The organism is Flavivirga eckloniae (assembly GCF_002886045.1).
Taxonomy (GTDB): domain Bacteria; phylum Bacteroidota; class Bacteroidia; order Flavobacteriales; family Flavobacteriaceae; genus Flavivirga; species Flavivirga eckloniae.
In genome coordinates, this window is sequence record NZ_CP025791.1 from 3,728,323 (window position 1) to 3,741,103 (window position 12,781).

The window sequence follows — 12,781 nt, forward strand, 5'->3', positions numbered from 1 at the left end:
AGTTAATTAGCGTTTTTTAATTTATAAAGACCAAGCCCGACCGTTCGTTGTATCGTCAACAGAAATGCATGCTTGATATTGTCCTGGTATTGGATCGTAAGCTAAAACCTCTTTGCCTACTTTTTCTGAGGTAAAGTAACCAAACAATGTATAGTGTTTAACCGATAGCAAAAACTTATACAGTTTGTAATTTTCTAATTTTGAAGCGTCAATATTTTTAATAGGTAGCCTTTGGGTTTTTAATATAGTTTCGGTTTCTTTTTCCGATAAGTTAAAATAGGACGTTAACGATTTTTCGAAGTCTTCTTTTTTTCCATCTAAAACGGGCATACCGAACATTTTGATAAAAACCTGAGCGCCTGCTTTAAAAAGATCCTGATTTGGTTTTTTTTTCAATATCATGATACATAACATCTAAAAACTGCGGAATATTAACATCTAATGCTCCCGGAGTGTCTGAAGCAGGCAAAATAATATCTGCCAAATGGGTTACGATATGTTTTTCTTCTTTGGAAAGAAATAATGGTGTCCAGCTTTCTTTTTCGGCATTGCAGGAACTTAAGACGTTGAATATGGTTGGAGCTGCTATAGAATAGCCTAGTCCCATGGTTAAATTTTTTAATGCAGATCTTCTGTCCATAATTTTAACTGGTTTTATTTTTTTTTAATGCATTAGCAGCATGATTTGCCGCTCGGGCAGTTATAGCCATATAGGTAAGCGAAGGGTTCTGGCAAGCAGACGATGTCATACAAGCGCCATCTGTAACATAAACATTAGGAACTGTATGCATTTGATTGTGTTTGTTTAAGACCGAGGTTTTTGGGTCGTGTCCCATCCTTGCAGTACCCATTTCATGAATACAGGCTCCCTGAACAGCTTTGCCTAAATGGCCAACGACATTTTTATAACCGGCAGATTTTAATATAGCAACAGCCTGATCCCTCATGTCTTCGCGCATTTTAAGTTCGTTCTCTTTTACTTCGGCATCCATATCTAGGGTTGGTAAACCCCATTCATCTAAAACATCGTAATTTAAAGATACTTTATTTTCATGATAAGGAAGACATTCGCCAAAACCAGACATGCCTACACGCCATGGCCCAGGTTTTAAAAGTTCGTCTTTTAACTCGTTTCCGAAGCTTAATTCTGAGACGGCACGTTTCCAGTTTGTTCTACTGGCGCCACCCTGATAGCCATAACCTCTAATAAAATTCTTTTGTTTGGTTTTATCGTTTAGGTTTCTAAACCTGGGAATGTAAAACCCGTTAGGTTTTCTTCCTTTATAATATTTGTCATCAAACCCATCAACTTCTGCAGATGCTCCTACACCATAATGGTGATCCATAAGGTTATGACCAAGTTCACCACTATCGTTACCTAATCCATTTGGGAATCTTTTAGATTTTGATTGTAACAGGATGGATGTTGTACCTAATGTTGACGCGCAACAAAATATAATAGATGCTTTAAAGAAAAGCTTTTCCTTGGTTTCTGCATCAATAAGCTTTACACCACTTGCTAGACCTGTTGTTTCATCATAAACAATTTCATGAGCAATAGAATTAGGTCTAAGCGTCATGTTTCCTGTTCTTTCTGCCGCTGGAAGGGTTGAGGAGTTACTGCTAAAATAACCGCCATAGGGGCAACCACGCATACATCGGTTTCTGTATTGACAGTTAGATCGTCCTTCGTGCGTCTTATCTCCGGTAATATGAGCCACACGTCCGGGAGTTAAAACCCGATCGTCATCAAATTGCTCGCTTATGTTTTTTTGAAGGTCTTTTTCAACACAATTCAATTCCATAGGAGGTGAGAGTTTTCCATCCGGGAGTTGTGATAGTCCTAAATTTTCACCAGAAACCCCAATAAATTCTTCCACTTTATCATACCATGGCGCTATGTCTTTGTAGCGAATGGGCCAATCGACACCATGACCATCTTTTTTGTTGGCCTCAAAGTCCATATCACTCCATCTGTAGCTGTGTCTGCCCCACATAAGCGAACGTCCACCTACATGATATCCGCGTATCCATAAATATTCTTTTACCTCATTGTAAGGGTTTTTTATATCGTCTACAAACCAATGTTTGTTTACAGGGCTTGTAAGGGCTCCGTTCCATAATCTGCTTTGGACTTTTTGATTTTTCCTGGATTCATCACTGCCCATTTCCCGGTGTTTAAAATCCCAGGGGTCTTTGTTCATGGTCGGGTAATCTTCAATATGTTTTACCATACGGCCTCTTTCCAAAACCAACGTTTTTAATCCGTTTTCGCATAGTTCTTTAGCGGCCCATCCACCACTTATACCGGTGCCAATTACTATAGCGTCGTAGGTTGTTGAGTCTTCTCGAATCGTGTCTTTTGTCATTAGTGTTTAAATGTAATAGAATAGGGAAAACTTTATCAATTTACAGCAGGCATTGTTAATTTGTTAATACCAAACGTTAAAAACTAATAAAATCTCAGTTAAATTTTAATTTATTGGAAAATTAGTTAATTTGCATGATAATAATGTTTAAATTATTTCAATGAAAGTAGGTGTACAAAAAATACAGCCTTATGAAGGAGATGGAATTGTTTATCATGCCGATACATGTTTGCCTCTAATTGATGCTTACGAACGTAGGAAATTAAAATTTAAAGCACTTGCCCGTCATACTTATCCGGGAGACAGATTAGATGAAAATACATTGGGACTTAATAGTATTGGATACTGGGACGCTAACGAGCCTCAGGACTGGGGGTTGGACTGGCATCGTAATGAGGGCATAGAGTTTCACTTTTTGGAATCCGGATCAATGCCCTATGCCCAGGAAAACAAAGAGGTTTTGCTTACACCAAACCATTTAACCATTACACGACCCTGGGAGGCGCATAAAGTGGGGAACCCTCATATAGGTATGGGGAAATTTTATTGGGTGATTATAGATTTAGGCGTGCGTAGGCCACATCAAGATTGGGTTTGGCCGGACTGGATTACTTTAACACCTTCAGATTTAATCAGGCTTACCACTATTTTAAGACAAAACGAAAAATCTATAATAAAAACAGATAAGCGTTTTCGCGATTGTTTTTTGCGAATCAATAATGCTGTAAATACAGATGTTAATGGCAGTAATGCTTCAAGAATAAGATTGCTCGTAAATTATTTATTAATTCTGCTGCTTGAAATATTAAACACAGACGATATCGTTTTAAATGAATCTCTTACCGATAGTACCCGTAGTGTTAGGTTCTTTTTAAAGGAGCTTGAAAAAAAACTTTCTGAAAATTGGACCATAGAATTAATGGCACAGTCTGCCGGTGTTGGGTTAACACGATTTACGCATCATTGTAAGCGGTTGACTAATTTAACGCCCATGCGTTATTTAACCATGAAGCGCTTAGAAATGTCTAAGGAAATACTTCGGACTAACCCAGATATAACAGTTTCTGAAGTTGCTTATATGTGCGGATTTACTACCAGTCAATACTTCGCGACGGTGTTTAAAAAGCATGAAAAGTGCTCTCCTAATGAATATAGATTGAAAAATATGACTTTAAATGGTCTGCCATTAGTTTAGTTTGGTAAAACACTACCAATGTTTAAAATCTTTCACTGAATAAAAATACACAGTATTTTGAATTCAAATGTATATTTTCACCTAATTATCTTTAAAAGAGGATATCCATTTAAAATACTTTTATGAAGCGAAGAGATTTTGTTATAAAAACGACTTGCGGAGGTGCTGCGCTATCATTGCTAGGGTTGCATGCGTGTAAGAAGTCTGAAAAAAAAGAAGCGCCGTCTAATCAAGAAGCATCTAGTTCGAATCCTTTATTTTTTAAACTATCCCTGGCACAATGGTCATTGCACAATGCTTTATTTGGGAATGAAATGAATCATTTAGATTTTGCAGCAAAGTCCAGGAGTTTTGGTTTGGAAGGGTTGGAATATGTAAATAGTTTTTTTAAAGATAAAGCTAAAGATATGTCTTTTTTAAAGGAGATGAACCTAAGAGCCGATTCAGAAGGGCAGCAAAACGTTTTAATTATGATCGATGGTGAAGGTTCGCTTGCAAATTCAGATGAAACCCATAGACTTAAAGCGATAGAAAACCATTATAAATGGGTTGAGGCCGCTCAGTTTTTAGGCTGTCATGCTATTCGGGTTAATTTGGCAGGAGGCGTGGATAAAAATGAAGCAGCCAAAGTAAGTGTAGATTCTTTGAATAGACTTTCTGATTTTGCCAAGGAGGCGAACATTAATGTTTTAGTTGAAAATCACGGCGGTTTTTCTTCAAATGGAAAATGGATGGTCGATGTGTTTTCTAAAGTGGCTAATAAAAATTGCGGAACCTTACCAGATTTCGGTAATTTCTGTATAACAAAAAATGAAGACGGGAGTTGTGTTGATGAATACGATAGATATCAAGGTATTAAAGAATTGTTGCCCTACGCTAAGGCAGTAAGTGCCAAGTCTTACGATTTTAATGAAAAAGGAGAAGATAAGATTATAGATTATCGAAAGATGATGCAAATGGTAAAGGATTCTGGTTACAGGGGTTTTGTTGGTATTGAATATGAAGGAAAAGTTGTGCCTGAAGCTAAGGGTATTGAGTTAACCAGAGATCTTTTAGTTCGTATTGGAAAGCAACTTTCTTAAGAAGAAACTAATTTAAACTAAATATAATGGAGAATGTTAATAAAAACAGGCTTTTTCTGGCCAGTTGCCTTGCATTAATTACAACAGCAATGACCTTTGCCATTCGTGCACGATTGGAGACTGTATTTGGCCCGGAAGGTGTTGGTCTTACCCTTGAACAAATAGGATATGCCTTTGCGCCTGCCTTTTTCGGATTTACCATAGCTATGATTATTGGAGGTCCTTTAGTTGATTTACTAGGGATTAAAAAAATTACCTGGATGGCATTTATTACACATGCTGTGGGTATCGTTTTAACGATTATGGCAGATTCCATGACATCCTTATTTATCGCAACATTATTTGTGGGTATAGGGAATGGGTTTGTTGAAGCTGCTTTAAATCCTTTAGTGGCATCCATGTATCCAGATGAAAAAACCAAAATGTTAAACAGGTTTCATGTCTGGTTTCCGGGAGGTATTGTTATTGGAGCTATTTTAGGATGGCTTACAATGGATGTTATGGACTTAAGTTGGCAAGTTATGGTAGGAACCTTGTTTATTCCATTGCTCATTTATGGCTTCTTATTTGTAGGTCAAAAAATTCCTGTTACCGAACGTGTGCAATTAGGAGTTAGTAATAAAAAAATGTTTGCCAGTGTTTTAAACCCTTTGTTTCTTTTTATGGTTGCTTGTATGTTTCTTACAGCAGCTTCAGAGTTGGGAACCACCCAACGTATTGAATCGCTGTTAAAAGAATCTGTAGCACAGCCATTGCTGGTATTAGCTTTTATAAATGGTATCATGGCATTGGGTCGATTATTTGCTGGCAAAGTTGTTCATAAATTAAAACCATCGGGGATGTTGTTGTATTCAGCAATATTCACCTTTATAGGTTTGTGGATGCTTACAGTAACAAGTGGAGGGATGACTTTTGTTGCAGCCGCCGTTTTTGCCATAGGTATTACTTTCTTCTGGCCAACCATGTTAGGGTTTGTTGCAGAATATTTACCAGAAACGGGTGCTTTAGGGCTCTCTATTATGGGAGGCGCCGGTATGTTCTCCGTATCGATAGTATTACCTATTATGGGAAGGCTTATGGATGGTGAAGGTGGAATTACAGAAGCGTTAAGAACGATGTCTATTCTACCAGCAATTTTAATTGTAGCGTTTTTAGGATTAAGTATTTATATGAAAAAAAGAAATAAAACAGCAGAAGTATAATTAAGAATGACAAGAAAATTAAGAATGGGAATGATCGGTGGAGGCGCCGGATCATTCATTGGAGATGTACATAGAAAAGCCGCATCTATTGACGGCATGATAGATTTAGTATGTGGTGCTTTTAGTAGCAGCGCAGAAAAATCGATAGCATCAGGTAAGGCGTTGGGTCTTCCGGAAAGCCGGTGCTATGGGAGTTACGAAGAAATGATTTTAAAGGAAAAGGAATTACCAGAAGATGTTCGTATGGACTTTGTGGCTATTGTAACACCCAATCACATGCATTTCCCTCCGGCAAAGTTCGCCTTGAAAAATGGGTTCCACGTGGTTTGTGATAAACCTATGACCTTAACTCTGGACGAAGCCATAGCATTGGAAGAGATTGTAAATAAAAGTGGAAAATTATTTGCACTAACCCATAATTATACCGGGCATCCATTGGTTAAACAGGCTAGAGCTATGGTGGCTAATGGTGACTTAGGAAACATTAGGAAGGTGCAAGTGCAATATTTGCAGGGGTGGTTATCTACTCCAGAGGAAAAGGGAGACAATAAACAGGCTGCCTGGCGTGTGGATCCTAAGCGTTCTGGAATAGGAGGTGCTTTAGGCGATATTGGTACACATGCTGAAAATTTAGTAGAATACATTACTGGTTTAAAAATCGATGAATTGGCAGCAGATCTGGGTAGGTTTGGTGAAGGTAGGGTTTTAGATGATGATGGAAACCTGTTGCTTCGTTTGGAAAATGGAGCTAAAGGCACCATGTCTATTTCTCAAATTGCTTTAGGAGAAGAAAATAATCTGGCCATTAGGGTATATGGAGAAAAAGGGAGTTTGGAGTGGCATCAAGAAAATCCAAATGAATTGATAACACATTGGTTAGAAGATCCGATTAAAGTGTTTACTCCAAACGGAAATGGGTTATATCCAGAGGCACTCAATACTTCCAGAATCCCGGCAGGTCATCCAGAAGGGTATTTAGAGGCTTTTGCAACTATTTATAAAAATTTCGCAACGCATTTAATGGCTATTTTAAACGGAGAAACAATGAATACTCCAGATTATCCAACCGCTAAAGATGGGGTTAGAGGGATGAAGTTTATCTATGCAGCTGTTGCAAGTGATACCAATAATGCAGCTTGGACAAAAATTTAAAAACAAAAATCTACAAACCAGTCAGGTTTCAAAAACCTGACTGGTTTTACAAATTATAAAAAAATACAAGTTCTCAGTTCCTCCCTTCAGGGAGGTTAGGAGGGGCTTTTAAGAGTAATATTATGAAAACAATAAAAGGACCAGCAGTGTTTTTAGCACAATTCGCTGGAGATAATGCACCATTTAACAGCCTGGATGGTATGTGTAAATGGGCTGCAGATTTAGGGTATAAGGGTATTCAAATTCCAACCTGGGAACCTAGTTTGATAGATGTGGAAAAAGCAGCAGAAAGTCAAACATATTGCGATGAGCTAAAAGGAAAAGTAGCATCTTATGGATTAGAAATAACAGAATTGTCCACACACTTACAAGGGCAGTTGGTAGCAGTTAACCCTGCTTACGATACCATGTTTGATGGTTTTGCACCCGAACATGTTAGAAATAACCCAAAAGCAAGAACCGCATGGGCTATAGATTTTGTTAAAAAATCGGGAACTGCCAGTGGAAGATTAGGCTTAAAAGCGCATGCAACATTTTCCGGAGCGTTAATGTGGCATACTATGTATCCGTGGCCGCAACGCCCCAATGGATTGGTAGAAATGGGCTTTAAAGAATTAGCAGATCGCTGGATTCCCATATTGAATCATTTTGATGAACATGGCGTAGATGTATGTTATGAACTTCATCCGGGAGAAGATCTTCATGATGGAATTACGTTTGAACGTTTTTTAGAAGCAACAAATAATCATAAGCGGGCTAATATAATTTATGACCCGAGTCATTTTGTGCTTCAACAGTTAGATTATTTAACCTTTATAGATTATTATCATGAGCGCATTAAAGCGTTTCATGTAAAAGATGCCGAATTTAATCCAACGGGAAAACAAGGTGTTTATGGTGGGTATGCCAATTGGAAAGATAGAGCTGGACGTTTTAGATCGTTAGGAGATGGTCAGGTAGATTTTAAAGGGATTTTTTCAAAACTAACAAAATACGAATGTGATGTTTGGGCTGTTATGGAATGGGAATGTTGTGTAAAATCTTCGGAACAAGGAGCAAGAGAAGGCGCGCCTTTTATTCAAGAACATATTATTGAAGCCGCTGAACGTAGTTTTGATGATTTTGCAGGTGACGATGTTGATGAAGCACAATTAAAGAATATACTCGGCTTATAATTCGGGTATGAAATTGCACGTTGCCAAAGTCTATTAATGAACTTAAAAAAGAAACATTTTGGATATTAAAAAAACAGTTTTAGTTGCTTTAACGGGTATTTGTCTTTTAGCATGCGCTAATAAGAATGAAAATGACGAGACACCTATTAAAACAAAAGTAGAAGAAGTTAAAAAAGAGCCAACCGATCCTAAAGCTACTGAGTTTTACGAGCCTGTGCCACCTGTAGTAAACCCTACCGGACAACATGGTGTGCCAAGTGATGCCATTGTATTATTTAATGGTAAAGGTTTTGATAATTGGGTGCATGCTGATGATGGTAGTTCAGTACAATGGATTTTAAAAGATGATGGTTCTATGACGGTTAAGGATAAATCTGGAGATATTAAAACAAAACAAGAGTTTGGCAGTGTGCAATTGCATATTGAATGGCGATCTTCGCCAGAGAAACGAGCTAGCGGACAAAACCGAAGCAATAGCGGTGTTTTTCTTCAAGAACGCTACGAAGTACAGGTTTTAGATAATAATGATAACGATACGTATGTAAACGGACAGGTAGGATCTATTTACAAGCAATCTGTTCCTTTAGCTAAGGCTTCTGTGCCTACTGGAGAATGGAATGCTTACGATATTATTTATCATGCCCCGGAGTTCAATTCGGAAGGAGATAAAACAAAATCGGCAACGATTACGGTATTGCATAACGGCGTTTTAATTCAGGATCATTTTGAAATTCAAGGCACTACGGAATACATTGGTTGGCCTAAAAATAAACCACATGGTAAAGCAGCGTTAAGGCTTCAGGATCATCGGGATAATAGCGGTGTGAGTTATCGAAATATTTGGGTTCGGGAGTTGGATTAAGGTCTTTCTTTATATATAATAAGTTGTTGTTTGTACTTATTTCTTCGCAGAAATGAGTTTGCATATGCCAAATTACTTATGCAATGCTGCTTTGTATTTAGGGTTCATCATGTTTTCGATACTTAAGATTTTATCTAGTTCTTCTTCGGTGAGTAACTTTTTTTCTAACACTAATTCTCTAATGTTTTTACCTGTAGCTACTGCTTCCTTGCCAATAATATCCCCCATATGGTGACCGATATAAGGGTTTAAAAACGTAATGATTCCAACTGAATTTAAAACCATTTCTTTAGTGTGTTCTGCATTAGCAGTAATACCTGAAATACACTTTTCTGCCAGTGTTACGCAAGCATTAGATAATAATTCTACAGATTCGAATAGACATTGCGCTAAAACAGGTTCCATTACATTTAATTGTAATTGACCAGCTTCGGCAGCAAAAGAAATCGTAACATCGTTCCCTATAATTTTAAAGCAAACTTGATTTACTACTTCAGGAATTACAGGGTTTACCTTTGCTGGCATAATAGACGATCCAGCCTGCATTTCAGGTAAATTAATTTCGTTTAAGCCACAGCGCGGACCAGAAGATAATAATCGTAAGTCATTACAAATTTTAGACAGCTTAACAGAACTTCTCTTTAAAGCCCCCGAAATCATAACATAAGCACCCGTATCGGAAGTGGCTTCAATTAAGTTTTCTGCTTTTACAAAACTAGCTTTCGTAAATTGCTGTAAATATCCAATGGATAGTTCTGAATATCCTTTAGGCGCATTAATTCCTGTTCCAATGGCTGTTGCTCCCAAATTGACTTCAAGAATTAAATCTCTATTGCGTTTTAGATTTTTGGTTTCTTCTTTCAGGTTTGTTGACCAGGATGCGAATTCATCGCCCAAAGACATTGGTACGGCATCTTGTAATTGTGTGCGTCCCATTTTAAGGACTTTTTCAAATTCAGCAGCTTTTTTATCTAAATGCGTTGTGAGAATGTTGATTTTTTCGAGTAGATGGTTCATATAGTAATAAACAGCAACTCTAAAAGCAGTTGGGTAAGCATCATTAGTTGATTGCGATTTATTTACATGATCGTTCGGGTTTAAAATATCATAATTCCCTTTTTTAAAACCATTTAGTTCTAAACCAACATTTGCAATCACTTCATTAGCGTTCATATTTACAGACGTACCTGCTCCACCTTGAAATACATCCGAAGGGAAGTATTGGGTATACTTTTCTAGATTGTTTAATATCTCATCACAAGCTTGAAGAATCATGTCTGCTTTGTCCGATGGGATGGTTCCAATCTCTTTATTAGCAGCTGCACAAGCTTTTTTTGTGAGGATTAAACCTTTTACAAAAATGGGAAAATCACTTATTTTTGAGTTTGATATTTTAAAATTATTAATGGCTCTCTGAGTATGAATGCCATAATAAAATTCGTTTCCTATTTCTAATTCGCCTAGTAAGTCAATTTCTGTTCTTGTCTTCATGACATCAAGTTTTTAAATAATTTAAGTATCATTGAATTATTTAGAATAAAAAGACAAAAATATAGAGATATTAATAATTTTCATGAAAAAATTATTCGTTTTTACAGTTGGTATGAAAATAAAGTTATAGCTTTGCCCTATGAAAATTTTAAATAAAATACGTTTCTCTGTTCCCGGTTTGCCCGCACGACGTCGCCGTCGCTGCATCTAATTCTTTCATGCCCACAAACCAAAACGTAATTTTAATTTTTTTCATAGTGTCCAAAATATATTTCATAGCATTTCAAAATTCAGTTAATTTCTTAGTTAACACATACATTATGCGCCGTAATTTTCCACGTCGCCCGTAAGGGTGCGCTTCTATTTTTGAACTAGGTGAGTCCAGTTCAGCAATCAAAAAAGGTTAAAATTCAAATTAAAAAATAGATACAATAATGGAGATTGTAATCGCTAATAAATCACATACTAAATACGCAGAGATTATTTGCGAAACTATTGCAGAATCAGCAAAGGTTAGGGGTACTGGTATTGCCAAACGAACACCAGAGTATATTTCAACAAAAATGGAAAATGGCAACGCCGTTATTGCCTTAGATGGTGATGTGTTTGCAGGGTTTTGTTATATAGAACTTTGGGGACATGGAAAGTTTGTTGCCAATTCAGGGTTAATAGTACATCCAAATTACAGAGGCAAAGGCTTGGCGAAAAAGATAAAGCATAAGGTTTTTGCACATTCCAGAACAAAATTTCCAAATGCAAAAGTATTCAGTATTACAACAGGTTTGGCTGTAATGAAGTTGAATAGCGATTTAGGGTATAAACCCGTTACATTTTCAGAATTAACAGACGATCAAACATTTTGGGATGGGTGTCAAACCTGTCAGAACTATGACGTTTTAACACGAACCAAACGAAAAATGTGTTTGTGTACCGGGATGTTATATGATGCGAAAGCAAACGAGAAAAAAGAATCAAAGAAAATAAAAGAAAAGGTTTTTAAAAGATTGAAACATATTAAGGAGACCATGTTTTTAAAAAAAGATAAAAAAGTAAAGTAATGAAAAAATTAGTAATAGCATATAGTGGCGGGTTAGATACATCGTATTGCGCAGTAAGTTTATCTAAAACATATGAAGTGCATGCAGTAAGTGTAAATACCGGAGGATTTACACAAGGGGAAATCGATCATATTGAAAGTAATGCTTATAAAATGGGTGTTACTACCTATAAGAATATTGATGCAGTTGCTACATTTTACCAAAAAGTAGTAAAGTATTTAATTTATGGTAATGTTTTAAAGAACAATACCTACCCGTTATCTGTAAGCGCAGAACGAATCATTCAAGCCATTGAGATTGTAGAATACGCAAAAAGTATCGGTGCAGAATATATTGCACATGGAAGTACAGGCGCAGGAAACGATCAAGTAAGATTCGACATGATTTTTCAAACCTTGGCTCCAGAGATTGAAATCATCACACCAATTAGAGATCAAAAATTAACCAGACAAGAGGAGATAGACTATTTAAAATCTAACGGAATTGATATGTCTTGGGAAAAAGCACAATACTCCATTAACAAAGGACTTTGGGGGACCAGTGTTGGAGGGTCTGAAACCTTAGAGTCTGAAAAACCATTACCAAGCGAAGCCTATCCATCTCAATTAGAAAAAGAAGGCGAAGAAAAAGTAACACTTACTTTTAAAAATGGAGAGTTTGTAGCATTGAATGGTGAAGAAAACACACCAGAAGTTAATATTGAATTATTAAATAATATAGCTTCGACTTATGCTATTGGAAGAGATATCCATGTTGGTGATACTATTGTTGGTATAAAAGGGCGTGTAGGTTTTGAAGCTGCAGCAGCTTTAATTACCGTAAAAGCGCACCATTTATTAGAAAAGCATACCCTTACCAAATGGCAGCTTCAGCATAAAGAATACCTATCAAGTTTTTACGGAATGCATTTACATGAAGGTCAGTATTTAGATCCGGTAATGCGAAATATCGAAGCCTTTTTACAAAGTAGTCAAGAGCAAGTAAGCGGTGATGTAACCGTGACATTAAAACCATATCATTTCTCATTAGATGGTATAGTATCAGAACATGATTTAATGAATGCCAAGTTTGGTAGTTACGGAGAAGTCAATAAAGGATGGACCGCAGATGAAGCGAAAGGATTCATTAAAATTATTGGAAATCAAAATAAAATATACCAACAGGTAAATAATTCGTAAGTTATTGAGAAGCACAA

Annotated in this window: 12 protein-coding genes; 8 read left to right on the forward strand and 4 right to left on the reverse strand. The window is 36.8% G+C overall.

Annotated features, from left to right (window positions below):
* Nucleotides 1-21: 21 nt before the first annotated feature.
* From C1H87_RS15475 to C1H87_RS15485, 3 genes are read right to left on the reverse strand one after another with little or no spacing between them, the layout of a single operon-like run.
* Nucleotides 22-402, reverse strand: coding sequence for a gluconate 2-dehydrogenase subunit 3 family protein (locus C1H87_RS15475; protein ID WP_158655246.1), 381 nt, complete (start codon nucleotides 400-402; stop codon nucleotides 22-24).
* Nucleotides 365-640 (reverse strand): gluconate 2-dehydrogenase subunit 3 family protein, encoded by a 276-nt coding sequence (locus C1H87_RS23665; RefSeq protein ID WP_102756680.1) that lies wholly within the window; start codon nucleotides 638-640, stop codon nucleotides 365-367. Before C1H87_RS23665 ends, C1H87_RS15475 begins: the two co-directional genes overlap by 38 nt.
* 4 nt (nucleotides 641-644) lie before the next feature.
* Nucleotides 645-2,369 (reverse strand): GMC oxidoreductase, encoded by a 1,725-nt coding sequence (locus C1H87_RS15485; RefSeq protein WP_102756681.1) that lies wholly within the window; start codon nucleotides 2,367-2,369, stop codon nucleotides 645-647.
* A gap of 160 nt (nucleotides 2,370-2,529) precedes the next feature.
* Between C1H87_RS15485 and C1H87_RS15490 the strand changes: the two genes are divergently transcribed.
* From C1H87_RS15490 to C1H87_RS15515, 6 genes are all read left to right on the forward strand, one after another.
* Nucleotides 2,530-3,564 (forward strand): helix-turn-helix transcriptional regulator, encoded by a 1,035-nt coding sequence (locus C1H87_RS15490; RefSeq protein WP_102756682.1) that lies wholly within the window; start codon nucleotides 2,530-2,532, stop codon nucleotides 3,562-3,564.
* A gap of 122 nt (nucleotides 3,565-3,686) precedes the next feature.
* Nucleotides 3,687-4,646: a sugar phosphate isomerase/epimerase family protein gene (locus tag C1H87_RS15495; RefSeq protein WP_102756683.1), complete on the forward strand. Its 960-nt coding sequence runs from the start codon at nucleotides 3,687-3,689 to the stop codon at nucleotides 4,644-4,646.
* A gap of 26 nt (nucleotides 4,647-4,672) precedes the next feature.
* Nucleotides 4,673-5,848, forward strand: a complete 1,176-nt coding sequence (locus tag C1H87_RS15500; RefSeq protein WP_102756684.1) for an MFS transporter — start codon at nucleotides 4,673-4,675, stop codon at nucleotides 5,846-5,848.
* Nucleotides 5,849-5,854: 6 nt separating this feature from the next.
* Nucleotides 5,855-7,000 carry a Gfo/Idh/MocA family protein gene (locus tag C1H87_RS15505; RefSeq protein WP_233783168.1) on the forward strand — a complete coding sequence of 382 codons (1,146 nt, stop codon included), beginning with the start codon at nucleotides 5,855-5,857 and terminating at the stop codon, nucleotides 6,998-7,000.
* Nucleotides 7,001-7,122: 122 nt separating this feature from the next.
* A complete protein-coding gene (locus tag C1H87_RS15510) occupies nucleotides 7,123-8,175 on the forward strand; it encodes a sugar phosphate isomerase/epimerase family protein (protein ID WP_102756686.1) in 1,053 nt (350 codons plus the stop codon).
* Between the two features lie 64 nt (nucleotides 8,176-8,239).
* Nucleotides 8,240-9,037 (forward strand): 3-keto-disaccharide hydrolase, encoded by a 798-nt coding sequence (locus tag C1H87_RS15515; RefSeq protein ID WP_102758295.1) that lies wholly within the window; start codon nucleotides 8,240-8,242, stop codon nucleotides 9,035-9,037.
* Between the two features lie 72 nt (nucleotides 9,038-9,109).
* Here the strand turns inward: C1H87_RS15515 and aspA are convergent, their stop codons facing one another.
* Nucleotides 9,110-10,528 (reverse strand): aspartate ammonia-lyase, encoded by a 1,419-nt coding sequence (gene aspA, locus C1H87_RS15520; RefSeq protein ID WP_102756687.1) that lies wholly within the window; start codon nucleotides 10,526-10,528, stop codon nucleotides 9,110-9,112.
* Nucleotides 10,529-10,962: 434 nt separating this feature from the next.
* Here aspA and C1H87_RS15525 point away from each other — a divergent pair, with 434 nt between their 5' ends.
* Nucleotides 10,963-11,586 carry a GNAT family N-acetyltransferase gene (locus C1H87_RS15525; protein ID WP_102756688.1) on the forward strand — a complete coding sequence of 208 codons (624 nt, stop codon included), beginning with the start codon at nucleotides 10,963-10,965 and terminating at the stop codon, nucleotides 11,584-11,586.
* Nucleotides 11,586-12,764: an argininosuccinate synthase gene (locus C1H87_RS15530; RefSeq protein WP_102756689.1), complete on the forward strand. Its 1,179-nt coding sequence runs from the start codon at nucleotides 11,586-11,588 to the stop codon at nucleotides 12,762-12,764. The genes C1H87_RS15525 and C1H87_RS15530 overlap by 1 nt, the downstream gene beginning before the upstream one ends.
* Nucleotides 12,765-12,781: the final 17 nt, after the last annotated feature.

What these genes read in the sequence shown, in the direction of transcription:
- C1H87_RS15475 (WP_158655246.1), bottom strand. Translation starts at nt 402, where the DNA reads ATGATATTGAAAAAAAAACCAAATCAGGATCTTTTTAAAGCAGGCGCT.
- C1H87_RS23665 (WP_102756680.1), bottom strand. Translation starts at nt 640, where the DNA reads ATGGACAGAAGATCTGCATTAAAAAATTTAACCATGGGACTAGGCTAT.
- C1H87_RS15485 (WP_102756681.1), bottom strand. Translation starts at nt 2,369, where the DNA reads ATGACAAAAGACACGATTCGAGAAGACTCAACAACCTACGACGCTATA.
- C1H87_RS15490 (WP_102756682.1), top strand. Translation starts at nt 2,530, where the DNA reads ATGAAAGTAGGTGTACAAAAAATACAGCCTTATGAAGGAGATGGAATT.
- C1H87_RS15495 (WP_102756683.1), top strand. Translation starts at nt 3,687, where the DNA reads ATGAAGCGAAGAGATTTTGTTATAAAAACGACTTGCGGAGGTGCTGCG.
- C1H87_RS15500 (WP_102756684.1), top strand. Translation starts at nt 4,673, where the DNA reads ATGGAGAATGTTAATAAAAACAGGCTTTTTCTGGCCAGTTGCCTTGCA.
- C1H87_RS15505 (WP_233783168.1), top strand. Translation starts at nt 5,855, where the DNA reads ATGACAAGAAAATTAAGAATGGGAATGATCGGTGGAGGCGCCGGATCA.
- C1H87_RS15510 (WP_102756686.1), top strand. Translation starts at nt 7,123, where the DNA reads ATGAAAACAATAAAAGGACCAGCAGTGTTTTTAGCACAATTCGCTGGA.
- aspA (WP_102756687.1), bottom strand. Translation starts at nt 10,528, where the DNA reads ATGAAGACAAGAACAGAAATTGACTTACTAGGCGAATTAGAAATAGGA.
- C1H87_RS15525 (WP_102756688.1), top strand. Translation starts at nt 10,963, where the DNA reads ATGGAGATTGTAATCGCTAATAAATCACATACTAAATACGCAGAGATT.
- C1H87_RS15530 (WP_102756689.1), top strand. Translation starts at nt 11,586, where the DNA reads ATGAAAAAATTAGTAATAGCATATAGTGGCGGGTTAGATACATCGTAT.